Raw genomic sequence first — 23,100 nt, forward strand, 5'->3', positions numbered from 1 at the left:
TCCGGAGATATTCAGCGTATTGGGCCAGGACTATACCCAATCCCGTTCCTCAGGGCCCTTATATTGTGCCTTACCATATCAATGTAAGTGGGGGCGTCGCCCTTTTCGTCAGTCAAACTGTCCGAGTAAAGGGTGCCACCGACCCTGGCGCCTGTCTCCGCGGAGATCCGCTCGATCAGGCGCGGATCGCTGATATTTTCCAGAAAAACAGCCGGAATTTTCCTGGTTTTGATCTGGGTGATGATCCCGGCAATATCCCGGGCACTCGGCTCGGACTCGGTTGAGACGCCGCGCGGCGCGATGAACTCGATACCGTAGGCTTTTGCGAAATAGCCAAAGGCAGTATGGGTCGAGATCACCTTGCGATGCTCCGGCGGGATTGAGCCGACCCACGGGCTTATCTCGCCCTCAAGGGCTTCGAGCTTCACCCGATAGGCTTCGGCGTTGGCCTCGAAAAGCGCTGCATCTGCGGGAGCTGCTGCGCTGAGCGCATTACGAATATTGTAGACGTATGTTTTGGCATTGGTGACTGTTTGCCATGCATGCGGGTCGGTACTGGAGCCGAGCTTGAGCGGCGTAATGTTGGTGCTTGCAACAACAACCGTTGCCTTGCTGCCGGATGATTGCACCAGCCGCTGCATCCAGCCCTCGAACCCGAGGCCGTTGACGAAGACGAGCTTCGCATCCGCCACCCTCTTTGCATCCGCCGGCGTCGGCACATAGACATGTGCATCGCTGTTGGGGCCGACCAGCGTGGTGACGTTGACCCGGTCGCCGCCAACATTGCGGACGAAATCGCCGAGGATCGAGAAGCTGGCGACGACGTTGAGCCGGTCCTGCGCTTGCACTGGGCCGCTGACCGCGATCAATCCCAAACAGATAAGCCAACACAGTCGCCGCATCTTCACGCCTCGAGGTGACGGCCGGGAAACAATTGCCGTACCAGTCCGCTGACATTGCCGAACAACAGCGACGCCAGATAGAGCCCTGCCGCCACGAGTATGATCGCCGGCCCCGAGGGAATCCGGGTCTGGAACGACAGCACCAGCCCGGCATAGCCGGAGACAGTGGCGCTGGCGACCGCGATGCAGATCATACCGGTAATGTCGCGCGACCAGAAGCGCGCGATGCCGGCGGGCAGGATCATCAACCCGACGCCGAGCAGCGTGCCGAGCGCATGAAAGCCGTTGACGAGGTTGATCACGACCAGCGCCAGAAACGCCAGATGCGCGGGCGCGCCGGCGCGAGAGACCGTGCGCAGGAACAGCGGATCGACGCATTCGATCACCAGCGGCCGGAAGATCACCGCCATCACCAGCAGCGTGAGGGTGGCGTTGAAGGCGATGACGAGCAACGTCTGGTCGTCCATTGCGAGAATGTTGCCGAACAGCACGTGCAGCAGATCGATATTGGTGCCCTTGACGGAAACGATGGTGACGCCGAGCGCGAGCGACACCAGATAGAAGGTCGCAAGCGAAGCGTCCTCCTTCAGCTCCGTATTGCGCGCGACCAGACCCGCGAGCAGCGCGACCGTAAAGCCCGCGATCAGCCCGCCGGTCGTCATCGCGAACAAATTGAGGCCCGATACGAGGAAGCCGATCGCAGCCCCCGGCAGGATCGCATGCGCCATGGCGTCGCCGACGAGGCTCATCCGCCGCAGCATCAAAAATACGCCAATCGGTGCTGCGCCCAGCGCCAGCGCGATTACGGCGGCGAGCGCGCGGCGCATGAACTCGAATTCGGTGAAGGGCGCGATCAGCGCGTCGTACAACATCAGGCGGCCCGCGATGGCATGTCGTCCGCGCAGGCGGCGGCGGTATCGTCGAACGCCTCGCACATCCGCAAGGCCACCATCAGGTTTTCGGCGGTCAGCACTTCTGTGGTCGCGCCCCAGGCTACCGGTCCGCGCGCCAGCAGCAAGGTTTCCGGGAAATGGTCGCGCACCAGCTCCATGTCGTGCAGGGCGGCCAGCACCGTGCGGCCCTCGCCGTGCCAGCGCTTCACCAGCGCCAGCAGGTCGGCCGAGGTTTTCGCGTCGATGGCGTTGAACGGCTCGTCGAGCACGATCAGGCGCGCGTCCTGCAGCAGCACGCGCGCGAACAGCATGCGCTGCATCTGCCCGCCGGACAGCGTGCCGATCGAGCGGTTTTCAAAACCGTTGAGGCCGACGGCGGCGAGCGCCTTGGTGATCTTGTCCCGCGCTGATTTGCCCATGCCGCCGAAAAACCCGGTCGAGCGCCACAGACCGGTGCCGACCAGATCGAACACCGAAATCGGGAAAGTCCGGTCGATGTCGACGGTCTGCGGCAGATAGGCGATGTCGCGGATGTCGAGGCCGCCGAGATCGATCGATCCCGAGAGCGGTTTCAAAATGCCGGCGAGCCCGCGAAACAGCGTCGACTTGCCGGCGCCGTTCGGTCCGATCACCGCCAGCAGCGCGCCTTGCGCGACCTCACCCTTGAGGTGATGCACGGCCGGGTGCCGGTCGTAGCCGAGCGTAACGTTGTGGAATTTGAGCTGCGCCGCCATGCTCACCTCATCGCCACCAGCACGACGACCCATAGCCCGGCGCTGACGGCCAGCGCCGCGGCAAGGCGCGCGGTCACGGTCATGCGCAGGATCGACCAGGGGGCCGGCTGCGCCGGATGCGGCGTCGCGGGGCCATGGGAATGGGCGTGGCCGTGGTGATGGCCGGGATCGTGGGAATGGTCGTGAGGCATGGGAAAATGTTACATTATAACATTAAGGGAGTCCACGTGGTGGCGCGGCCGTAGACCGGCCCTCCCCAAAACACCCGGCCCGTCATGCCCCGCGAAGGCGGGGCATCCGGTACGCCGCGGCTTCTCGGACCCGCCGCTTCAACACGGCCGCCGGCCGGGGCAGCCTCAAATTCGAATACCCATCGATGAGGCCGCCAGCCGGATCATCTGTACGGCAGCGCCGGTGTAACGGCCACCGTTGAAATTGACATCAACAACCCACAAAACGAACACAGCAACAAATGCGGCGGTGACTGCTCTCATAAATTATTAACGATGAGGATACGGAACATGTTCCGGGCCTGCGTCGCGATAACGTGGTTGTCAGCGAGAGACGAGGCGGTGAGACGGATCAATCGTGCGTGTTACCCTGGCAGCAGACATAACCGCGTTCACCAGTGCTTTGCCGGCTGAACAACACAGGTGTTGGGCCAGGTCGCCATCTCGCAACCTGGCCCCACGTATAAAATAAACCCTACTGACAGACGTACATGATGCTGTCGCCGCCCTTGGTCGCAGTACCGGGCGTGCATCCAATACCATTGCGCGCTGCGTAGTCAGACCAGCCGGTGTAGCTGTACCCACGCCCACTCCAGGGGCCACCGAAGTAGTAGGCCCTCACGGCGTACCAGGAGCCCGGCTCGACATAGACAGCCCTCGCGGCGTAACCACGCGTGATATAGACCCGCTTCTGCGCCTCGGCTTTATTGATCGACAGCGATATCCCGCCTTGATCGGACCAGCCAGGCGAAAACAACGCCGCGCATGCGAACGTCGACGCAGCAACGGCCACCGTTCTCAAAGTCATTTTCATGATCTCCTCCATTGCTAATCCCCGCGGCTTAAACCGTGCTTTTGCCGGTGGAGCGCCCTTTGACATAGATCAAGCGCCCAGCTCGTTCGGTTGGGGCTATGGCCGCATGTGCTGGGAGGTAGCGTTGTGCAATTCGCGGGCCCGAGGTGAGGCCGCGGCTTAAGCCGTCGCTGCGGCGGGCGGCTTCAATTCGGCCAGAGCGTGCCGCACGACGGTCACTGCGCCTTGCAGCGCAAGCATGGCCATGATCGCGGCGACGATAATGTCGGGCCAGCCGGTGCCGGTGCCGAACACGCCAAGCGCAGCCAGCAGCACAGCCAGATTGCCCAACACGTCATTGCGCGTGCAAGTCCAGGCCGACCGCATGTTGGCGTCACCCGTGCGGTGCCGCCACAACAGGTAAAAGGACAGCGCGTTGGCGACCAGCGCGGCAAAGCCGACGCTGCCCATGGTGATGGCCTGCGGCAGCGTGCCGTGCAGGGCATGCCAGCCGGTGACGCCGATAACCCACAGCCCGAAGACGCCCATCGTGGCGCCCTTGGCAAGCGCAGCGCTGGCCCGATAGCGCAAGGCCATGCCGACCACGAACAGGCTGATCGCGTAGTTCGCCGCATCGCCCAGAAAGTCGAGCGCGTCGGCTTGGAGTGAGGCAGAGCCCGCAGCCAGGCCCGCGCCGATCTCGACCATGAACATCGCAGCATTGATGCCGAGCACGGCCCACAAGACGCGCCGGAACGCGCTCACGTCCTGGCGCGGGCCGAGATTCAACGGTGGTGGTGCGCAGCAGTGATCCGCCATGACCGGAAGATAGTCGCAGGCAGCAACGTTACACAATCACGTGCAACACATTCCCTTGCCGTCCTGGACCGGCGGGCACCGCATGGTTCCGTACGAGCAGTAAACGCAGCAATCGCCCGGCTTGGGCTTGAGCCGGGTGCCGCAACGCCGACAGTCGTAGAAAAACTGGCAGGCGTTTGTCGGCATCGTCTCGGTTGCTTCGTTCCCGCACGAGGGACAGGTCAGCGTCGATTCAAGCTGCATGGACCTAAACTGAATGAGGACACCTCCAAATTCAACCTCGGACGTGTGCACCTGATCTCACAGCTTCCCGATCACCATCGCGATCGCGGCAGCCAGGAACGGAAACGGCACCGACACCGCCGCGCGAAACCAGACGAACCGGGCCGGCATGAACGGGATTTCCCAGAGGATCATGCGCTGGAAGGCGAACAGCGCCCAGGCGACGACATAGGCGATCACCTGCGGCGGGCCGCCGCCGACCTTCAGCGCCACCGCGCCGATCGAGAAACCGACCACCGGGCCGCCGGGGGTGGCTGCGCCGGCGATGACCGCGGTCAAGACGCCGAACCAGCCGCTATCAGGGCCGAGCCAGCCGGTGATGACTTCCGGCGGGATCACGGCGGCGATGTAGCCGGAGCCGATCACGCCGAGCGCAATGCGCGGCACGATGTTGATGAAATCCATACTGCCTTCGCGCACCGACGACACCAGCACGACGCGGCCGCGCTGCCAGGCCATGAAGCCGAGGATGGCGACCGAGCCCCACAAGGTGATGTCGATGATCAGCGCGGAGAGGGTCATGCCGGCGGCTCCGGCTCGCCCTTCGGGTACATCCGCACGAAGACGAAGCGGCCGAGCGCGCCGGCCAGCACCGGGATCGGCAGCGAGATCACGATCCGCCACAGCGTGAACTCCGTGCCCAGGATCGGCAGCTCCCAGGCGACCGCGCGGCCGTAGCCGATCAGCGTCCAGCTCACGACCATGGCGATGGTGGCGCCGAAATCGGCGCCGACCGTGAGCAGCGCCGCCGCCACCGGATAGGCGGTGAAGGGACCGCCCGGCAGGATCGCGCCGAACGCCGTTCCGATCAAAAGGCCCTTCAGGCCCGAGTTCGGCCCGAGCGCTCGCGAGACTTTGTCGTGCGGCAGAATTTCCGCAATGAAGCCGCCGAGCAGGCAGCCGGCCAGCACGCGCGGCATGATCTCACCAAACAGCCAGAGATCATGCGTGAGGATCCTGAGCACGCCGTCGATGCCGTCGCGCCGCCAGACCAGGCCTGCGCAAACCGCGACCAGCGCGCCGATCACGATCATCGACCAGCCGACCGGCTTGCGGGCGCGCCGGGGCTTCGGCTCGGCGTCATCGGCAGGCGCCGGGTCTTTTATCTGATCTTCTGACAAGGACGATGGGTTCGGCGGGTGATACGAATCCATCCTGCTTAGTCCCGCCATGGTGGCGACGCAACGATAGCCATGCGCATCTCAGGCATGCCCATGTGAGGGCGTCACGCAGCCCTGCCCGCCCCGGGCCATTCGTTCAGGCGAACTGGCGGACCAGCGCAAGGCCGGCAAACAGCCCGGCAATCGAGAGCACCACCGAGCCAACGACGTAAAGCGCCGCGGATGTGAGTTCGCCGCGCTCGTAGAGCAGCGCCGCATCGAGCGAGTACGCTGAAAACGTGGTGTAGCCACCGAGGATGCCGGTCATCAAAAACAGCCGCCACGGCTGCGACGCCTCGCCCTTGAAGGCGAGATAGCCCGCGATCAGCCCCATCACGGTCGAGCCCGTGATGTTGATGATGAAGGTGCCCCAAGGAAAGCCGGTGCCGAAAGCGCGGGCGCAGGTGAGATTGATGAGATGGCGGAGACTCGCGCCAAGCCCCCCACCGAGAAAGACGAGTAGATAGCTTGCCGCGTTACCCACTATTGCCCCGGTGTTCACCCTCCCCTGGAGGGGGAGGGTCGACGCGACTGAAAGGAGCGGCGGGGTGGGGTGAAGGTCTCTCCACTCGAACAGTGCCCGAGTTGAGAGATCACCCCACCCCGGTCCGCATTCAGCTTCGCTGCATGCGAACCGACCCTCCCCCTCCAGGGGAGGGTGAAACGGCGCGGACACATGGCCGTTTCATCTTCGCTTGTCAGCGACACGTTGCTTACCCATCGCGCCGACGGATTGGCCTCACACCTTGCCGAACAGCTCGTCGACATAGTCCCAGTTGATCAGATGATCGCAGAACGCCTTCAGATAGTCGGGACGGCGGTTGCGATAATCGATGTAGTAGGAGTGCTCCCAGACGTCGCAGCCGAGGATCGGCGTGGCGCCATGGACCAGCGGGCTTTCGCCGTTCGCGGTCTTGGAGATTTCGAGCTTGCCGTTCTTGACCGACAGCCAGCACCAGCCGGAGCCGAACTGACCGACGCCGGCGGCGGCGAAATCGGCCTTGAACTTGTCGAGACCGCCAAGGTCTTCGGTGATCTTCTTCTCCAGACGGCCGGGCAGCTTGCTGCCGCCGCCGTTCGGCTTCATCCAGTTCCAGAAATGCAGGTGGTTGTAGTGCTGGCCGGCATTGTTGAACACGGCCGGATTCTTGCCGAACGAACCCTTGACGATCTCCTCCAGGGACTTGCCTTCGAATTCGGTCCCCTTGATCGCGTTGTTTCCGTTGGTCACGTAAGCCTGGTGATGCTTGTCGTGGTGGTATTCCAGCGTTTCCTTGGACATGTGGGGCGCAAGGGCGTCGTGGGAATAGGGCAGATTGGGCAGCGTGAATGTCATGGGGTGATGTCCGAACTGATGGGAGACTTGGTCTGGTCTAACGGGAACTCTTATAGAAGGTTCCAATGCGCATAAACATCGCAATTTGGCAAGAACGCGCAAGGTTCTGGGTAACGCCCCTCCGCGTCCAGCGTATGACGGATATGGTGCCGACGGTTTTTGGCGCGATGAGGTAATGAAATGAGCATCGAGATCGACGTTCTGAACGGGGACGCATCATGGCCACGGGCCGAACCGCTGATGCAGGCGGTGTGGCCGGCGCATGTGGTTGAAAAGCTGTCGTGGGGTCACGTCAAATGGGCCCATGCCGATCTGCGCGTGCTGATCGACGCGCCGGAGGACGCAGCTCAGCCGGGTCTCGCCTGCCATGTCGGCATCTTCTTCCGCGACGCGACCTGGGACGGGCGCAAGGTCCATATCGGCGGCGTTGGCGGCGTCTCGACACGCCCGGACTGCCGGGGACGCGGCTATGCCTCGCTGGCGCTGAACGCCGCCATCAGGACCATGCGCGACCACGAAGCGGTGCGGTTTGCGATGCTGTTCTGCGAGCCGCACAATGAAGCGTTCTATGAAGCGCGCGGCTGGCATCGCTTCCTGGGCGAGGTCTATGCCGAGCAGCCGCAGGGCCGCGTGCGTTTCGAGGCGATGGCGCCGTTCGTGTTCGATTTTACCCGAAAGCCGCGCGACGGAATTATCGACCTATGCGGCCTGCCGTGGTGACCCCTGCACCGGGCGCGGGTGGCTTGCGCTGGTCTAGCCGGATAATATGTCATCCATAATTTATTCGATTTGGATGATCGTGACGCATGACCATTGACGCCCCGCTCGACATGCGTCCTACCACCGCAGTTCCGCCCGCGCCGGCCAACGGCCTGCTGACCTCGCCGATCCTGCCGACGCTGCTGAACCTGGCGCTGCCCAATGCGATCGCCATGGTGGGCACGACGCTGGTTGCCGTCGCCGAAACTGCCTATATCGGCCGGCTCGGCACCGAGCCGCTCGCCGGCATCGCGCTGGTGTTTCCCTTTGTGATGCTGACGCAGATGATGTCGGCGGGTGCGATGGGCGGCGGCGTATCGTCTGCGATCAGCCGGGCGATCGGCGCGGGGAATCGCGACCGCGCCGCTGATCTGGCGCTGCATGCGGCAATGATCGGCGCCTGCGCCGGAATCTTTTTCACGGTTACGATGCTGATTTTCGGCCGCGCGTTCTACACGCTGCTCGGCGGGCGCGGCGGCGTGCTCGAACAGGCCATGCAATATTCGCACGTGCTGTTCTCCGGCGCGATGGCGATCTGGCTGGTTAACACACTGGCCTCGGTGGTGCGCGGTACCGGCGACATGCGGATTCCGTCGGTGACGCTGATCGGCACCGCGCTGGTGCAGATCGCGGTCGGCGGCGCGCTGGGCCTTGGGCTGTTCGGCCTGCCCAGGCTCGGCATGGCTGGCGTTGCCGCAGGTCAGCTCACCGCCTTCACGCTCGGGGCGATCTTTCTGATCTGGTATCTCGTCAGCGGCCGCAGCCGGCTGGCGCTGAACTTCAAGGGCTTCAAATTCCAGCGCGACATGTTCTTCGACATTCTCAGGGTCGGTGCGGTGGCCTGCCTGTCGCCGCTGCAGACCGTGCTGACGGTGCTGATCTTCACCAAAATCCTGGCCGGCTACGGCACCGCGACATTGGCCGGCTATGGCATGGGCTCGCGGCTGGAATTTCTGCTGACGCCGATCGCGTTCGCCTTCGGCGTCGCCTCGGTGCCGATGGTCGGCATGGCTGTTGGCGCGGGGCTGGTGACGCGCGCGCGGCAGGTGGCGTGGACCGCGGGCATAGCTGCCGGCATCGCCGTGGGCGCCATCGGACTGATCGTCGCCGCGATGCCGTCGCTCTGGGTTTCGCTGTTCACCAGCGATCCCGGCGTCACCGCCGCGGCTTCTTCCTATCTGGTCTGGGCCGGCCCGGCGTTCGCCTTTTTCGGGATGGGCGCCTGCCTCTATTTCTCGTCGCAGGGGGCTGCGAAGGTCGGCGGCCCCGTGATGGCCGGCACCACGCGATTGCTGATCGTCGGCGGCGGCGGCTGGTGGCTGGCCTCGATGGGCGCGCCGGCATGGACACTGTTCGCATTGATCGGCGCGGCGATGGTCGTGTACGGCCTCGGTACGGCGTTGTCGATCCGCCTCACCCGCTGGAGCAAATGATCGTGTTCGCGCAATCCGACGTTGCACAAATCTGATTTGTTGCTATGCAGGCCTGCTTTTTCGAAGGAATGATTCATGGCTTGCAGAACGGCTTTCATCATCGCGATCTCGGCGGCATTGCTGGCCGCACCGTCGGTCTTGGCACAAGGCGCCGGAGAGCCGACCGGCGTCTGGCAGACCCAGGCTGGCGACGCGCGGGTAAAAATCAGCAAATGCGGTGGCGGTATCTGCGGCGTGATCGTCGGCCTCAAAGAGCCGATCGATCCGGCCACCGGCAAGCCCCAGGTTGATGACAAGAATCCCAACCCGGCGCTGAAGAAGCGTCCGATGATCGGCCTGCCGCTGTTCAGCGGCATGCAGTCGGTATCGCCCAACAAATGGTCGGGCCAGATCTACAACGCCGATGACGGCGGCACCTACGCGAGCAGCGTCTCGGTGACGGGGGCGGATACGCTGAAAGTCGAAGGCTGCGTCGGCGCACTCTGCGGCAGCGAAAACTGGACGCGTGTGGGGCGGTAGGCTCGATCAATCGCCGTTCCGTAGGGTGGGCAAAGCGCAGCGTGCCCACCATCTCTCCAGACCGTTGCTTTGAATGGTGGGCACGCGGAGCCTGTCATCGGGCGCGCATTCGCGCGACCCGGTGGCTTTTCCCACCCTACAGATCTTCGCTTAAGCCGCCATCGCCTTGAGCGCCGTCGCCGCCGAGGCGTAGCCGCCGCGGGCGCCGTCGATGAAGTGGACATGATCGCTGCGCATCACCGAGGGCGTGAAGCAGGTCATCATCGCCGCGTCCTGCCGGTGCAGGCCGTAGCGCACGATCCGCTCTGAAGCTGCCTTGGCCAGAAGCTCCGCCAGCGCGCGCTCCAGCTCCTCCGTGCAATCGAGGATCATCCGCAGGCCGTCGTCATATTTGCGGAAGTCGGAATTCTCCACCACCTGCTGCACATAATTCTTCGGCACGAAATTGCCGACCTTGATGCCGAAGCGCATCACGACATAGGCCCACAGCGTCACCGCCAGCACGACGGTGCGCCGCTTCAACAGCGGCCCGCCGCGTGCGGCGCGCGCTTCATACTCGACGCCGGCCGGCGGCCAGCGCAGCGGCGGCCCGCCCGGCGGCACCGGCCGTCCGGCATCCGGCGACTGTTCGACCCGTCTAATGATGTCCTCGATCACCTTGCGGAAGGCGAGCGGATCGGCGCCCCTGGCCGGCACCACCAGCACGGACAGAATGAGCCCGCGCGCGGAGGGAATTTCCTCGAACCGGCAAGAAAGCCCGGACAGATCGGGCTGCGTGCCCGGCGCTGCCGCCGGCACCGCAAACTCGCCGCGCTTCATCGCCGCATCTGCCCAGCCAAGCCCGCCGCCGGAAAACATCGCATAGGACAGATTGGCCGACGGGCCGAAGCGGGCGACCTTGATATCGAGGCCCTGCGCGCGGATGTCCTTGACCGGCACTAGCGCCACCCGCATCACCAGATCGAGATCGTGGCTGACCCATGCCGCCGTCGCCGCCAGCGCGTCGCGGGCGCGCGCGAGGTCTGAGGGCGACACCGCAAAGCTGGCGCCATCGCCGCCGAACACGAACGGAAATTCGCGCCCGTCAAGCGCGTTGGTGACGGCCGCGATGACGGCGGCGCCAGCCATGTTGACCGCCTTGTAGCGCTGGTTCGCGATCGCCTTGGTCGATTCCACGATGTCGGCGACGCCGACGGTCCAGTCATCAGGCAACGGCGAATACATCGCCGGGTCCATCAGGCTGCCAAAGCCGCGAAAGACCGGGATCGCGCCGTAGAAAATGTCGGTGCCGTCAGGCGTCGTCATGGCAGTGAGACCCCCCGGGGTTCCAGCTTTCCAGCAGATACGGTCGATTTTGAAATCCGGTTCGCGACAGATCGTCCTACCCCTTCGCCAGCCCCCGCAGCACCAGCTGATTGAGCCGGCTGGCAAACGCGGCCGGGTCTTCCGGCAACTCGCCGTCGAGGATCTGCGCCTGCTCCAACAGCAGGAACGACAGATCTTTGGCCGCCTCCTTGTCGCCGGCAATCGCCGCGACCAGGGGATGGCGCATGTTGATCTCCAGGATCGGCCTGGTGGTGGGCGCCTTGTTCTGCATCGCCAGCAGCCGTTCGAGCATGCGGTCATGCGCGTCGCCGCCGGCAACGAGACACGACGCGCTCGCCGTCAGCCGCTGCGAGGCGCGCACGTCGGAGACGCGCTCGCCGAGCGCGTCCTTGATCAGCGCAATCGTCGTGGCTTCATCTGCGCCGGAATCTTCCTTCTTGTCCTCGGCCTTGTCATCCAATAGCGGGATCAGGGCGAAATCGATATCGCCCTGGCTCAGCGACTTCAGCGGCTTGCCGCCGAAATCGAGCTGGCCTGAGGTCCAGAACGCATCGACCGGATCGGTCAGCAGCAGCACCTCGATGCCGCGGGCGGTTGCCGACTCCAGTTTCGGGTTCGCCTTCAGCCGTTCGATGCTGTCGCCGGTCAGGTAATAGATGTCGGTCTGGTTCGGCTTGAGATCTTCGACATATTGCTTGAGCGCGCGCTTCTCGCCCTTGGTCGTGGTGAAGCGCGACAAGCCCAACAATTTCTCGCGGCGCTCAAAATCCTCCCAGATGCCTTCCTTGATCACGGGGCCGAACGCGTCCCAGATTTTGACGAACGCTTCCGGCTCCTTTTCGCCGAGGCTTTCAAGCTCCGATATCACGCGGCCGGTGACGGCTTTGCGGATCTGGGTGAGTTGCGGATTGTTCTGCAGCATCTCTCTGGAGATGTTGAGCGGCAGATCCTCGCTGTCGATCACGCCGCGGATGAAGCGCAAATAAGCCGGCAAGACATCGGCGTCGTCGGCGATGAAGACGCGGCGGACATAGAGCTTGACCTTACCCTTGCGCGCCTGATCGAACAGATCGAACGGCTTGGTCGACGGCGCGAACAGCAGCACCGCATAGGACTGCCGGCCCTCGGCGCGATAATGCAGCGTCATCGCCGGCTCGTCGAAGGCGCCGGCGATCTGTTGATAGGCCTGCTTGTAGTCCTCCGGCGAGAGCTCCGATTTCGGCCGCTGCCATAGCGCGCTGGCCGAGTTGATCTGGCGCGGCTCGCCCTCCTCCGGCACCAGTTCGATCGGGAACTGGATGTTGTCGGACCAGGCGCGGACGATGCGCTCGATCTCGTGCGTCTCGAGATATTTCGCTGCATCCTTCTTCAGATGCAGGACGATCTCGGTGCCGCGCGTGACGCGGGCGGCTTCCTCGTCGCTGGCCGGCGCGATTTCAAACCCGCTGCCGCCCGAGGACGACCAGACAAAAACTTGATCGGAACCGGCGCGGCGGCTGGTGACGACGATGCGCTCGGCGACCATGAACGCCGCATAGAAGCCGACGCCGAACTGGCCGATCAGATTGGTGCCGTCCTTGGCCTCGGTCAGGCGGGAGAGAAAGGATTTTGTGCCGGAGCGTGCGATGGTGCCGAGATTGTCGATCAGTTCCTGCCGGTCCATGCCTATGCCGCTGTCGACGACGGAAAGCGTATTGGCCTTCTTGTCCGGCGCGATGCGGATTTTGGGCGGCGCGCCGTCCGTGATCAGCTCAGGCGCCGATATCGCCTCATAGCGCAGCTTGTCGCAGGCATCCGATGCGTTTGAAATCAGCTCACGCAGGAAGATGTCGGTCTCCGAATAGACCGAGTGCACCATCAGATTCAGAAGCTCGGCGACCTCGGCCTGGAACGGCTGGGATTCGGGGGCAGTGGTGGTGGTCATACGGGGCTCGCAGGGAACAGGGCCAAAGGAAAGCCCTGATATAACGATGCCATCCGGGGTGGCAAGCTTTGCCGGGCCCCGCCAGACGCCTGTGCCCGCCCCCTTACCGCTCGATAAAAGCGCGTTGGAATTGATCTAGAATCGGCTTGAACAGGTAGCTCAGCATGGTCCGGCTGCCGGTCTGCATGAACACTTCCGCGGGCATGCCCGAAGAGAGCTGCAGCCCGGCCAGCCGCCGGCGCTCTTCTTCCGGCAGCATGATCCGGACCGTGAAATAGGACATGCCGGTCTGCTGGTCGCGGGTGGTGTCAGGCGAGACATACGACACCTGACCGATCAACTGCGGCGTTACCCGCTGGTTGAAGGCCGAGAAGCGGACGAAAGCCTGCTGGCCTTTCCGCACCTGGTCGATGTCGTTCGGCTGCAACCGCGCCTCGATCTGCAGATCATCGGAATCCGGCACCACCTCCATGACGGTGTCGCCAGCGCGAATGACGCCGCCGATGGTGTGCGCGTTCAGCTGATGGATCACACCCGACGTCGGCGCGCGCATCTCGATGCGCTCGAGGACGTCGCGCGCTGCGACGCTTCGTTCGCTGAGTTCGGCTTCCTTGCCCTGCGCCTCGCCGAGCTCCTTGACGACTTCCGTCCGCACATCCTGGTCGAGCCTGACCATCTGAAGCTTCGCCTCGTCGACCTTTGTTTTGGTCTCGGCGATAGTTGAGATCAACTGGCCACGTTCACCTTCTATCCTGGCGCTCTCGCGCTGCAAGGCGGTGAGCCGCGCGATTGGCACGAGGCGCTTGTCGAAGAGCTCCTGCACGCCCGTGAGTTCGCCGGTGATCAGTTCCAGTTGCTTGGCCTTGGATGCGACCTGCGCCTCCAGGCCCACGATCTCCTCGCCAAGCTGCGACACCTTGCTCTTGAGCAGCTCCTTCTGACTCTCGCGTGCCGTCACCCGCGCCCTGAACAGCGACGCCTCCGAAGCAAGCAGCGTCTTGACATTGGGGTCGTCCAGCCGCGCCGACATTTCCGGCGGAATCGCCGGCCGGGGCTGACCGTCGCGCTCGGCGACCAGCCGCGCGATCTTCGCCCGCATATCGTCGAGCTGCTTGCTGACCACCTGAAGGCTGGCCTGCGCCTGCGTCGCGTCCAGCCGCAGCAGCAGATCGCCGGCGGTGACCCGCATGCCGTTATGGACCGGGATCTGCGCGACCACGCCGCCGGTCGGATGCTGGATGGCCTTGACGTTGGACTGCACCACCAGATTGCCCGGCACCACGACGGCGCCCGACAACGGCACCAGCGCCATCCAGCCGCCTGCCAACCCGCCGACAACGATCAGCGCGCGCAAGCCAGTGCGCAATTCGCCCTCAAAGGCGCGCGCCGCCCGGACCACGATACTTTCGCCAGGCGCGCCCGCCACATCCGCCGATCCATCGCGATTGGCAAGGAATGCGACGCCGGCGGTCAGGCCATTGCGGACGACCCCCGTCACGGAACGTTCGCGCGGCACCGGGCCCGCCGGGCTCGGCGGCGCCAATTGGGGAGCCTCGATGCGCGGCGGCAGCCGTGTGTCGTCGATCGACAAAACCTCCGGCCGCGACCTCGGCATGTTCATGAGCGACGGATCATCGGGCGCGATGATCGGACCGCGCGCCTGCCGTTCATTCCGCCAGGAATTGCTTGAGGGAGCATTGCTTAAGGGAGCATTGCCCGCCGGGCCGCGCATGCCGCTCGCCGGTGGCGGGGCCATGAACTGCGGCTCGCGCGCGCTGCGTCCGCCCCGCGGCGCCGGAGGCTCGGGATCGAGAACCTCGGACTGGGATCCGAAGGGGCCGAGCCAATCCAGCACCCGTCCCATCTTGCCCTTTTTCTTCGACCGCTTCGGCCGGGCCTGGCGCGAACGCCGCGCGCCCGGACCTGGTTCGTCATTCGCCGGGCGGCGAAGCGGCGGCCGCTGGTCTTGCTCGAAAGCCTGTCGCAATCGTTGCAGTTCGAGGATCAGCGCCTGGCCTTGTGGCGCCGCGATGTCGTCATCTGTTCCGCCGAACCGCTGGCGCGCAACTCTCTCATCGGCATGCACGTGGTCAAAACCCTTCATGATGAAACACTCTCGGCAAGCGATGTGCGCTGTTCTGCCTTGGCCTGCGGCGGGGGCTGCGGCGATCCCGGCGGCCCCTTGCCGCCAGCGTTGCGGACGCGAGCGAACACTTCTGCGCTCGGGCCGAACGCGATCGCCTTGCCTTCGTAGAGTACCATCGTCATATCAAGCGCGGAGAGCGCGCTCGGGCGATGCGAGATGACGACGACGATGGATTTGTTCTGGCGCATGATCCCGATAGCGCGCGTCAAGGCGTTCTCACCGTCGGCATCCAGATTGGCGTTGGGTTCGTCGAGCACGAGCAGGAAGGGATCGCCGAACACCGCCCGCGCCAGCCCTACCCGCTGCTTCTGGCCGGCCGACAGCGACATGCCGCCCTGCCCTATTCGCGTCGCATAGCCCTCCGGCAGGCGCAGGATGATGTCATGGACACCTGCGATCTGCGCGGCCTTCAGGATGGCATCCGAACTCGCGTGCTCGTCGAAGCGGCAGATGTTCTCCGCCACGGTACCGTCGAACAGGCCGACATCCTGCGGGAGATAGCCGATGTGCCGGCCGAGATCTTCGTTGCGCCATTGATCGAGCGACGCGCCGTCGAGCCGCACGGCGCCCCGATGCGCCGGCCAGATTCCAACCAGCGCCTTCGAGAGCGAGGTCTTGCCTGACGCACTCGCGCCCAACAGCGCCAGCCCGGAGCCGGCCTTGAGCGAAAACGTGACACCCGACACGATCGGCATGTCGAAGCCCGGTGCTGCCACCGCGAGATTCTGAACGGACAATTCGCGGACGGGACGCGGCAGCATGACCGGCGGCGCCGGAGGCTGAGCGGTCGCCTTGCAGATGTCGCGCAGGCGCGCCAGGCCCTGGCGGGCTGCGGACAGTTGCTTCCAGGTGCCAAGCGCGATTATTCGACAGGCGCGAGCGCGCGCCCCATCAGGATCGAGGACGCGATCATGATGCCGCCCGACGCCTTGTCGGCGATGACGAGATAGGCGCCCATGCCCAGCATTCCCGATTGCAGGACGTAGCGCAGCACTTTCGCGCTCGAGCCGAGATTGGCATAGACGTCGGTCGCGCGGATGTTTTCCTGCAGGTACCGCTCGTTGGCTTGCGACCAGCGCGCCGTCAGGCGATCCGTCATGCCGAGGGCGCGCACGATTTCCGCGTTGCGCTGCGTCGCATCCGCCAGCACCTGCCGCTGCGCGTTCAGGTCCATCGCCGCCTTGGTCGCGCCGCGCGAGATCCGCTCGGTCACCAACGTCATGGCAATGATCGCCGCGGTGCCAAGCAGCGCCGTGAAGCCGATCAGCGGATGAAACAGAAACAGCCCGATCAGGAAGACCGGGATCCACGGCATGTCCAGGAACGCCGTCGGCCCCAGGCCCGACATGAAGGTGCGCACCTGATCGAGATCGCGCAGCGGCTGCTGCATCAAGACCGGCTTCACCCCGCGCAGCGGCAAGGTGGCGAGCGCCCAATGGATCGACCCCTGCAGCGCGCCATCGAACAGCGTTGCGATCCGGCAAAGCATCCGCGACCGCATCGCATCGAAATATCCCTGCACCAGGTAGGCGATCAGCACCATCAAGGACAGGCCGAACAGGGTCGCGAGGTTACGGCTCGGAATCACCCGATCGTACACCTGCAACATATAAAGCGAGCCTGACAGCATCAGGATGTTGATGACGCCGCTGAAGACGGCGACGCCGATCATGCGGCGCGCGCTCGCGCGCATCGCGGTCGCGACGGGATCGTCGGCAGCCAGCGTCGATAACAGGCCGGAAATTGCGCGGGGCGTCGGTGCTGCCCGCGCTCGGCTCTGTGCCTGACCCTGAGCGATACTCATTGAACTGCCCTTCGACCCGCTCGAGCGGGTCTCCCTGCAAGTCTCCTTGACGCGCGATGCAGACCATTTTTCGGCGAGAATGCGACGAATGCCGATTGTTCAAGTTCGCTCGTGGGTAGAACGGTGGCAAAGGCCTCGTTGTCGCCTATCCGGTGTGCGCGGCCGAGCAAAATTCCGGCACGGGAGGGACAGCGTCCCGGATTTGCGATGGACGCCGACATGGGCTGCGATATCCCTCTTTCGAACGCGTCTAATTCGCCGTTTTTCGGCGCGGCGCGCGTCATGGATTCGTCCGTCTATAACCTTGCTTCGGCGCTCATTGGTCGCTGTGTCGGCCGAATGACGCCACGAAGCTCCGTGATCCTTCATCGTGCGCACATCCTGCTTTCTGGCGGAGGATTGCGCCCATACGTCATGAAACTGAGTGAATAGCAGGGGACGAATGATGGCGGGCTTCGCTGACAAGGAGTATCTTCGCGACGCCGATTTGCCGATCGATGAGGTCGCGAGTCCGCAAGCCGCTCCGGAATCGCCGTCCGCCGTGCCCCCTCCCGACGAAACGCCGCCTGCCAGGCATGCGCCCGGCTCCTCAACCCCTCCGAATCTTCTCGACCTCGGCACGACCTTCAACGGTACGACGCGGTCGCCGGTCGGCGACGTTTGGCAGAACGGCCCCGAGGAGGTCGGCAAGGTATCCGGAAGCGTGACGCCCCATACGAACGATCTCGCGGCGGCACAGAGCGGATTGCTGGCCGGGATCAATGCGGGGCAGTTTTCCGGCGCCGCGCTCGGCCATGTTCAGGCGATCTTGTCCGACATCACCACCGCCATCTCGGCAGCCAACGCCTCGGTGAGTGGAGGAGGCATGCCCGGCGCAGAACAAACGCTCCGCGCCAGCCATCTCAGTATTCTCAACACCGTCAATACCGATCCCGTGCTGGCGAATCCGGGGACGCAGAACGGGGTAACCGAACCAATCCCGGCGCGCGAGGATGCCCCCGCTGACAAGACGGAGGCCACCGCGCCGGACGCCAATTCGGCGGAGACCACCCATCTGGCGGAGGCCGGCGATGCCGAAAACACGGCGCAGATCGACGAGAACCTCGATGCTGCGATAGCGGAGATGGAAGCGTTGATAGCTGCAAACCCCGATCTGTTCGTTGGGTTGACCGTCGACGATGCCGACGAGATCGTGCAGCAGATCCAGCTCGAACTCAGCCATATCCACAAGGGGGAGGTCCCTCCTGGTGCGGCACAGCACATCAGTGGCGATATCACCGATATCGTTACGGGCGATATCGATCTGGCAAGCATGACTGCGCAGGGCCCGCCGAACTCGCCTGGACAGCAGGCCGTCAACATCGTCGGCGCCAGCGAAACCCAGGCCTCGCCGCCAGTTTCCACCATCGCGACCGGCGATGTGCCGGTCACGATTGTTACGACGGAAGCCCCCACGACCGTCGTCGATCACAGCCAATCGGGCATGCCCGAATTGACACATCATTTACATCACACGTGGGGATAGCGGCGCGCGGCGCGGCCTCCAGCCGTCCCCATGTCCCGGAGATGCTGGAGGCCGACACATCGAGCAAAGAACGCGTTCGCCGATCCGGCGCACGCAGCGGGCGCAGAGAACAGGTTTTAGCCGGCCTGCGCCGCAAATCTTTAGACGATGGCCTCAATGACGGCTCTGGGGACCATCATTAGTACGGCGGCGACATCGGCGGTTTGGAGGAAATCGGCGCGGTTGCTGCCTCGGAAGTGAAGTAGCGGGGCGTATGCGTGAGGCAGCGTAAGACGGACTATGGGACCATCATTCTACACTGGACGTTCGTGGCAGCCTTCGCCGTTGCGCTCGTTACCGGCTTGCGTATCGCGACTGAAACACCCGACCGTACCTGGATCAACTGGTTCGATGCCGTTCTGCCGCGTGACAGCGTATGGATCGCCCATATGCAGGCCGCCATCGTCCTGGTCGCGGTGGCGATCGGCTACATCGTCTACATGCTCCGCTCCGGACTCGGCCGCCGCGTCCAGCTCGACAAGGTTCGCCTGCGCGGGCTGTTTGTCGGCCGCGGGCAGGCGAGGTTGAGCGCCGTGATCGCCCTGATGTACTGGATTTTCTTTGTCACGATGGCCGGGCTATTGGTCAGCGGCGGCGCGCTCTATTTCGGTTTCTACTCCGGGTATGACGTGGCGATGCTGCACTGGGTGGGGACCTGGGTGATCCTCGCCTTTGTCGTCCTGCATGTCTTGACCCAGTTCAAAAGCGGCGGCGCTTCGCAACTGCTGCGCATTTTTCGTCCCGCCCCGCTGCCTGCGCCGCCGCCGCGGCTCGATGCCGTCGAACTGCTGGGCATGCTGGCCGAGCAGTCGGCGCGTTCGCAAGGACCTGAAAACCCGGACGCGCCGCCCGATGCCTCGTCCCACCCACTTCAGCCGCGCGCAGAGATGCGCCGCGATCGAACGGCTGAGCCGGATCCGGCGCCCCGCCCCCCGGCCGGGCCTGCGCGATCGCGAAACCCGACCCTGCAGGCCAATGCGTTCGTGGTCGCGGCCGCCGCCGCGATCACCGGCGCCTCGCTCATCGTAGCCACCGACCGGCTGGCGGTGGACAGTGTGCAGATTCGCCGCATCAACGCCGCCGACGCACCGACCCTCGACGGCGACACGTCCGATCGGGCCTGGCGTGGCGTCAAGCCGTTTTCGCTGCTGACCGGAGAAGGCGGAAACTTCGACGGCAAAGGCGAAGCCAGAATCGAGATCCGCGCGGTGCATGACGGCACCTATGCGTACTTCCTATTCACCTGGCAGGATTCGACGCGCTCGCTGAAGCACCTGCCGCTCGTCAAGGAAGCCGACGGATGGCATCTGCTCCATTCCGGCTTTCAGCTCGGCGACGAGCATCAATACAACGAAGACAAGTTTTCGGTGCTGCTGACCACATCGGATGTCACGCTGGCCGGCGGCCGAACCTTTCATCCGGGGCCGCAGCCGGTTGCCGGCGCGCCGGCAACCATGAGCGGCCGTGGACTGCATTACACGGCGTCCGGCTACGCCGACGTCTGGCAGTGGAAGGCCACAAGCGGCGCGACCGGATGGATGGACGACGCCCATTTCGGGCCTCCGTTGAATCCGACCCCGATGCAGGCGGCCAACGTCGTTCCCTACAAGGGCGGCTTCGCAGCCGACCCTGGAACGGCAAACTACCGGGACAACTTCACCATCGAGGCCGACATGTCAGGCGGCCCGCGCCGCAGCCGCCTGATCGCCCCGCTGCGCCTGCCCAAAGTCGTCGCCGCCACGACCGACGCGATGGGCGATATCGACCTCGATCCCAATCATGGCGAGAGCGACGGCGCGCGCTGGTTCATGCCCGAGAAGGATTCAGTTGCCTATTCGACCGATGTCGACGCCCGCATCCCGACCGGAACCGTGATCCCGGGCGTCATCGTGGGCGGCGAATTTTCCGGCGACCGTGCCGACGTTCGATGCGCAGCCCGCTGGGCCTCCGGCCTCTGGGCGCTCGAGGTGCGACGCCGGCTCGACACCACAAGCCAGTTTGACGTGCCGATCAAGACCGGCGTCTTCATGCGGGTCGCCGCTTTCGACCACAGCCAGATCAGACATACACGGCACGTTCGGCCGATTCGTATCGAGGTGGAATAAATGTCAAAGATTTGCAAAGTCACGATCAACGACGAGCCGTTTCTGGCGAATCGCGGCGAGCTGCTGCTCGATTGGGCATTGATGAACGGCGTCGATCTTCCGCACGATTGCCGCGCCGGAATCTGCGGCGCCTGCCGCGTGCGCCTGGTCGACGGCCAGGTGTTCGGCGGCCACAGCCACGGCGACGACATGATCCATGCCTGCCAGGCCCGGATCGTTTCCGATCTCGAGATTGCGATCGAGGCCGCTCCCGAACCGGTGGCGCTGTCGGCGGAAGTGGCGCAGACCGTCCAGCTCGCGCCCGACGTGGTGGGCGTCGATATCGAACTGCCGAAGCCGCTCGACTATCTTCCCGGCCAATATTGCAAGCTGCAGTTTCAGGGCTTTCCGGCGAGGTCCTACAGCCCGACTTTTCCGCTGGAAGGCGCTCCCCACGATCACATGCTGCACTTTCACATCCGAAAGGTTACGGACGGGCTGGTATCCTCGGCGCTCGGCCAGGAAATCCGCCCCGGGCACCGCGTCAAGCTGACGGGACCGTATGGCCGCGCCTTTTTCAGGCAAGGCCACGCAGGCCGCATCGTTCTCGTCGCCAGCGGTACCGGCTTCGCCCCGATGTGGTCGGTCGCGGTCGCCGCGATCATGGAGCAGCCGCAGCGCGAAATGGTCTTCATCGTGCAGGCCCGCAGCATCCGCTCGCTCTACATGCATGCCGCGCTGTGCCGCCTGGCGCTGTTTCCCAATGTCAGGCTGATCCCGATGGTGTCGGAGCCGCAGCAAATCTCGCACGCGATTCAGAGCGGCCGGCCGACCGATCATTTGCCAAAGCTGTCGCCGGACGATGTGGTTTATACCGCGGGCGCGCCGGCGATGACCGACGCGGTGGCGCGGATTGCCAAGGCCGCGGGCGCAAGGTGCTACACCGACCCCTTCGTGCAGGAGCCGCGGACTGCCGAACAATCAGGGTTGATGTCGCGCCTCAGCGGCTGGCTCAACGAGTCCAAAAGCGGGACTATTCCGCCGCAGCCGGCGCGAAAGGCGGCGCCCATGACGCGAGGCGTAGCCGCAGTCGGCGCCGGCAACCGCTAGCTAGTTCATGGTCATGCTGCGGCTGCGGGAGCCAGCAGGCTCTCGCATCCGGTGTCTGCGATGATCGACGACACGCTTGGCGCGCGGCGCAGTCGAGCTTGCCCTATTCCTCAGCCGGAGATCGCCGCGATATAGCGCTGGACGGACATCTCGAACGCCGCCTTTGCATTGTCGGCGATGTTGCGGCCCCACCATGCGCCATAGATGCGGTCGAACGCCAGCGGCTCGACCGCAGCCCAGATCCGCCGCACGGCTGACGCATTGAGCGGAATGTAGTTCGGAAAACTGTACATGAAGCTGAGCGAGCGGCGGTCCATCGCCACCATCGCGACATCGCCGGTAAGCAATGCACCCCTGCCCGCCGCGCCCGCGCGCCAGTGCAGGATCGTGCCGCCGGCGAAATGTCCGCCGGTTCGCACCAGAACAATGTCGTCGGAGAGCCGGTGGCTGTCGCCGGTCCATGGCACGATGGCCGAATGCGGCCGTGTGACAAGAGCGCGATCGTCGCCATGCAGATAGACCGGCGCGCCACCGAACGCCTCACTCCAATCGGCGACCGCGCCATAGTAATGCGGGTGCGAGACGGCAATCGCCTTCAGGCCGCCGAGCGAGCGGACGTAGTCGATGGCTTCGCGGGTGGCCAGCGGCACACAATCCCACATCACGCATCCATCGGCCTCGGGCACCAGCAGCGCGCGCTGCCCGATCGCAAAACCCGGCTGCATGCTGATGCCGGGAATGTCGAGGTCGTCACGCCAGACGAGCTTGTAACGTTTCGCCAATTCCTCGCGCGTGAGCCACGCCTGGCCCTTCCAGTTCACAAATTGCCGCTCGTCCTCGCAAACCGGGCAGGCCTGCGGCGGCGCAGCGCTTTCGGGAAACTGGGCACCACATTGTTCGCACGTCCACAGCGGCATGGCGTTGCTCCTATTCGAGGCGTGTTCGGGCTGCGACAGAACCCGCGACCGCTAGACCAATCGGTCCAAATGCCAAGGATTCTGGCACGTTACGGGAGGTTTGGGTATTGCGGCCTGGATGGACGGCAGATAGGCTTCGCTTGACGCCGACCGGATTTTAATCGTCCCGGTTGTCCTAACCTGGGAGCATTTTGCTGCGACCGAGTTATGCGGGATGCCATCTTCATGAGGCGCCAGATCGCCGCAATTCTGGTAGCCCACATCGCCGACTACGGTTGGTCGCCGATGACGAAGAAGACGCTGCGGCGAATGGCGTCCTGTCGAACCACCATTGACGACTTCATTGCGATAGCGGGTCGTTCAGT

Annotated in this window: 22 protein-coding genes and 1 pseudogene; 7 read left to right on the forward strand and 16 right to left on the reverse strand. The window is 64.4% G+C overall.

Annotated features, from left to right (window positions below):
* Positions 1–11: 11 nt before the first annotated feature.
* The 11 genes from V1294_RS36305 to V1294_RS36355 form a co-directional block, all read right to left on the reverse strand.
* Complete coding sequence (locus V1294_RS36305; protein ID WP_334504038.1) at positions 12–902, reverse strand: metal ABC transporter substrate-binding protein; 891 nt, start codon at positions 900–902, stop codon at positions 12–14.
* A gap of 2 nt (positions 903–904) precedes the next feature.
* On the reverse strand, positions 905–1,774 hold the full coding sequence (locus V1294_RS36310) for a metal ABC transporter permease (RefSeq protein ID WP_334485562.1): 870 nt from the start codon (positions 1,772–1,774) through the stop codon (positions 905–907).
* Positions 1,774–2,529 carry a metal ABC transporter ATP-binding protein gene (locus V1294_RS36315; protein ID WP_334504040.1) on the reverse strand — a complete coding sequence of 252 codons (756 nt, stop codon included), beginning with the start codon at positions 2,527–2,529 and terminating at the stop codon, positions 1,774–1,776. The genes V1294_RS36310 and V1294_RS36315 overlap by 1 nt, the downstream gene beginning before the upstream one ends.
* A 2-nt stretch (positions 2,530–2,531) precedes the next feature.
* Positions 2,532–2,720, reverse strand: a complete 189-nt coding sequence (locus V1294_RS36320) for a hypothetical protein (RefSeq protein WP_334504042.1) — start codon at positions 2,718–2,720, stop codon at positions 2,532–2,534.
* A gap of 514 nt (positions 2,721–3,234) precedes the next feature.
* The gene (locus tag V1294_RS36325) at positions 3,235–3,585 is read right to left on the reverse strand and encodes a hypothetical protein (RefSeq protein WP_334504043.1); all 351 of its coding nucleotides are present in this window, start codon (positions 3,583–3,585) and stop codon (positions 3,235–3,237) included.
* A gap of 147 nt (positions 3,586–3,732) precedes the next feature.
* Entirely contained in the window at positions 3,733–4,371 is a 639-nt protein-coding gene (locus tag V1294_RS36330) for a cation transporter (RefSeq protein WP_334504046.1), read from the reverse strand.
* A 36-nt stretch (positions 4,372–4,407) separates the two neighbouring features.
* A complete protein-coding gene (locus V1294_RS36335; protein ID WP_334485570.1) occupies positions 4,408–4,614 on the reverse strand; it encodes a GDCCVxC domain-containing (seleno)protein in 207 nt (68 codons plus the stop codon).
* A gap of 57 nt (positions 4,615–4,671) precedes the next feature.
* Positions 4,672–5,175 (reverse strand): hypothetical protein, encoded by a 504-nt coding sequence (locus V1294_RS36340; protein ID WP_334504048.1) that lies wholly within the window; start codon positions 5,173–5,175, stop codon positions 4,672–4,674.
* The gene (locus V1294_RS36345; protein ID WP_417021193.1) at positions 5,172–5,807 is read right to left on the reverse strand and encodes a permease; all 636 of its coding nucleotides are present in this window, start codon (positions 5,805–5,807) and stop codon (positions 5,172–5,174) included. Before V1294_RS36345 ends, V1294_RS36340 begins: the two co-directional genes overlap by 4 nt.
* A 103-nt stretch (positions 5,808–5,910) precedes the next feature.
* On the reverse strand, positions 5,911–6,297 hold the full coding sequence (crcB, locus tag V1294_RS36350) for a fluoride efflux transporter CrcB (protein ID WP_334485572.1): 387 nt from the start codon (positions 6,295–6,297) through the stop codon (positions 5,911–5,913).
* A 255-nt stretch (positions 6,298–6,552) separates the two neighbouring features.
* Positions 6,553–7,149: a superoxide dismutase gene (locus V1294_RS36355; RefSeq protein WP_334357997.1), complete on the reverse strand. Its 597-nt coding sequence runs from the start codon at positions 7,147–7,149 to the stop codon at positions 6,553–6,555.
* Between the two features lie 180 nt (positions 7,150–7,329).
* Between V1294_RS36355 and V1294_RS36360 the strand changes: the two genes are divergently transcribed.
* From V1294_RS36360 to V1294_RS36370, 3 genes are all read left to right on the forward strand, one after another.
* Positions 7,330–7,869 (forward strand): GNAT family N-acetyltransferase, encoded by a 540-nt coding sequence (locus V1294_RS36360; protein ID WP_334504050.1) that lies wholly within the window; start codon positions 7,330–7,332, stop codon positions 7,867–7,869.
* Between the two features lie 86 nt (positions 7,870–7,955).
* On the forward strand, positions 7,956–9,341 hold the full coding sequence (locus V1294_RS36365) for an MATE family efflux transporter (protein ID WP_334504053.1): 1,386 nt from the start codon (positions 7,956–7,958) through the stop codon (positions 9,339–9,341).
* Between the two features lie 75 nt (positions 9,342–9,416).
* Positions 9,417–9,860, forward strand: a complete 444-nt coding sequence (locus V1294_RS36370; RefSeq protein ID WP_334504055.1) for a DUF2147 domain-containing protein — start codon at positions 9,417–9,419, stop codon at positions 9,858–9,860.
* 150 nt (positions 9,861–10,010) lie between these two features.
* Here the strand turns inward: V1294_RS36370 and V1294_RS36375 are convergent, their stop codons facing one another.
* The 4 genes and pseudogenes from V1294_RS36375 to V1294_RS38180 form a co-directional block, all read right to left on the reverse strand.
* On the reverse strand, positions 10,011–11,165 hold the full coding sequence (locus tag V1294_RS36375; protein WP_334504057.1) for a DUF3095 domain-containing protein: 1,155 nt from the start codon (positions 11,163–11,165) through the stop codon (positions 10,011–10,013).
* A 76-nt stretch (positions 11,166–11,241) separates the two neighbouring features.
* Positions 11,242–13,110, reverse strand: coding sequence for a molecular chaperone HtpG (gene htpG / locus V1294_RS36380; protein ID WP_334485584.1), 1,869 nt, complete (start codon positions 13,108–13,110; stop codon positions 11,242–11,244).
* Positions 13,111–13,213: 103 nt separating this feature from the next.
* Complete coding sequence (locus tag V1294_RS36385) at positions 13,214–15,214, reverse strand: HlyD family type I secretion periplasmic adaptor subunit (protein WP_334504059.1); 2,001 nt, start codon at positions 15,212–15,214, stop codon at positions 13,214–13,216.
* Positions 15,211–16,928: pseudogene (locus V1294_RS38180) on the reverse strand (type I secretion system permease/ATPase). The gene V1294_RS36385 and the pseudogene V1294_RS38180 overlap by 4 nt, the downstream one beginning before the upstream one ends.
* A gap of 339 nt (positions 16,929–17,267) precedes the next feature.
* Here V1294_RS38180 and V1294_RS36400 point away from each other — a divergent pair.
* From V1294_RS36400 to V1294_RS36415, 4 genes are all read left to right on the forward strand, one after another.
* Positions 17,268–17,492 (forward strand): hypothetical protein, encoded by a 225-nt coding sequence (locus V1294_RS36400; protein ID WP_334504065.1) that lies wholly within the window; start codon positions 17,268–17,270, stop codon positions 17,490–17,492.
* 13 nt (positions 17,493–17,505) lie between these two features.
* Positions 17,506–18,585, forward strand: a complete 1,080-nt coding sequence (locus V1294_RS36405; RefSeq protein WP_334504068.1) for a hypothetical protein — start codon at positions 17,506–17,508, stop codon at positions 18,583–18,585.
* A 257-nt stretch (positions 18,586–18,842) separates the two neighbouring features.
* Positions 18,843–20,729, forward strand: a complete 1,887-nt coding sequence (locus tag V1294_RS36410) for an ethylbenzene dehydrogenase-related protein (protein WP_334504071.1) — start codon at positions 18,843–18,845, stop codon at positions 20,727–20,729.
* Positions 20,730–21,818, forward strand: coding sequence for a 2Fe-2S iron-sulfur cluster-binding protein (locus tag V1294_RS36415; protein ID WP_334504073.1), 1,089 nt, complete (start codon positions 20,730–20,732; stop codon positions 21,816–21,818).
* Positions 21,819–21,928: 110 nt separating this feature from the next.
* Here V1294_RS36415 and V1294_RS36420 read toward each other — a convergent pair whose 3' ends face one another.
* Positions 21,929–22,735, reverse strand: coding sequence for an MBL fold metallo-hydrolase (locus tag V1294_RS36420; protein WP_334504075.1), 807 nt, complete (start codon positions 22,733–22,735; stop codon positions 21,929–21,931).
* Between the last annotated feature and the right edge of the window lie 365 nt (positions 22,736–23,100).

It is taken from the genome of Bradyrhizobium sp. AZCC 1678 (genome assembly GCF_036924765.1).
GTDB classification, from domain to species: Bacteria; Pseudomonadota; Alphaproteobacteria; order Rhizobiales; family Xanthobacteraceae; genus Bradyrhizobium; species Bradyrhizobium algeriense.

Excerpts from the sequence above, each read along its gene's own strand:
- V1294_RS36405 (WP_334504068.1), top strand. The coding sequence starts at position 17,506 with ATGGCGGGCTTCGCTGACAAGGAGTATCTTCGCGACGCCGATTTGCCG.
- V1294_RS36360 (WP_334504050.1), top strand. The coding sequence starts at position 7,330 with ATGAGCATCGAGATCGACGTTCTGAACGGGGACGCATCATGGCCACGG.
- V1294_RS36355 (WP_334357997.1), bottom strand. The coding sequence starts at position 7,149 with ATGACATTCACGCTGCCCAATCTGCCCTATTCCCACGACGCCCTTGCG.
- V1294_RS36310 (WP_334485562.1), bottom strand. The coding sequence starts at position 1,774 with ATGTTGTACGACGCGCTGATCGCGCCCTTCACCGAATTCGAGTTCATG.
- V1294_RS36375 (WP_334504057.1), bottom strand. The coding sequence starts at position 11,165 with ATGACGACGCCTGACGGCACCGACATTTTCTACGGCGCGATCCCGGTC.
- V1294_RS36385 (WP_334504059.1), bottom strand. The coding sequence starts at position 15,214 with ATGAAGGGTTTTGACCACGTGCATGCCGATGAGAGAGTTGCGCGCCAG.
- V1294_RS36315 (WP_334504040.1), bottom strand. The coding sequence starts at position 2,529 with ATGGCGGCGCAGCTCAAATTCCACAACGTTACGCTCGGCTACGACCGG.
- V1294_RS36335 (WP_334485570.1), bottom strand. The coding sequence starts at position 4,614 with ATGCAGCTTGAATCGACGCTGACCTGTCCCTCGTGCGGGAACGAAGCA.
- V1294_RS36400 (WP_334504065.1), top strand. The coding sequence starts at position 17,268 with ATGGACGCCGACATGGGCTGCGATATCCCTCTTTCGAACGCGTCTAAT.
- V1294_RS36325 (WP_334504043.1), bottom strand. The coding sequence starts at position 3,585 with ATGGAGGAGATCATGAAAATGACTTTGAGAACGGTGGCCGTTGCTGCG.
- V1294_RS36305 (WP_334504038.1), bottom strand. The coding sequence starts at position 902 with ATGCGGCGACTGTGTTGGCTTATCTGTTTGGGATTGATCGCGGTCAGC.
- V1294_RS36365 (WP_334504053.1), top strand. The coding sequence starts at position 7,956 with ATGACCATTGACGCCCCGCTCGACATGCGTCCTACCACCGCAGTTCCG.
- V1294_RS36345 (WP_417021193.1), bottom strand. The coding sequence starts at position 5,807 with ATGGATTCGTATCACCCGCCGAACCCATCGTCCTTGTCAGAAGATCAG.
- V1294_RS36420 (WP_334504075.1), bottom strand. The coding sequence starts at position 22,735 with ATGCCGCTGTGGACGTGCGAACAATGTGGTGCCCAGTTTCCCGAAAGC.
- V1294_RS36330 (WP_334504046.1), bottom strand. The coding sequence starts at position 4,371 with ATGGCGGATCACTGCTGCGCACCACCACCGTTGAATCTCGGCCCGCGC.
- V1294_RS36370 (WP_334504055.1), top strand. The coding sequence starts at position 9,417 with ATGGCTTGCAGAACGGCTTTCATCATCGCGATCTCGGCGGCATTGCTG.
- V1294_RS36340 (WP_334504048.1), bottom strand. The coding sequence starts at position 5,175 with ATGACCCTCTCCGCGCTGATCATCGACATCACCTTGTGGGGCTCGGTC.
- htpG (WP_334485584.1), bottom strand. The coding sequence starts at position 13,110 with ATGACCACCACCACTGCCCCCGAATCCCAGCCGTTCCAGGCCGAGGTC.
- V1294_RS36415 (WP_334504073.1), top strand. The coding sequence starts at position 20,730 with ATGTCAAAGATTTGCAAAGTCACGATCAACGACGAGCCGTTTCTGGCG.
- V1294_RS36320 (WP_334504042.1), bottom strand. The coding sequence starts at position 2,720 with ATGCCTCACGACCATTCCCACGATCCCGGCCATCACCACGGCCACGCC.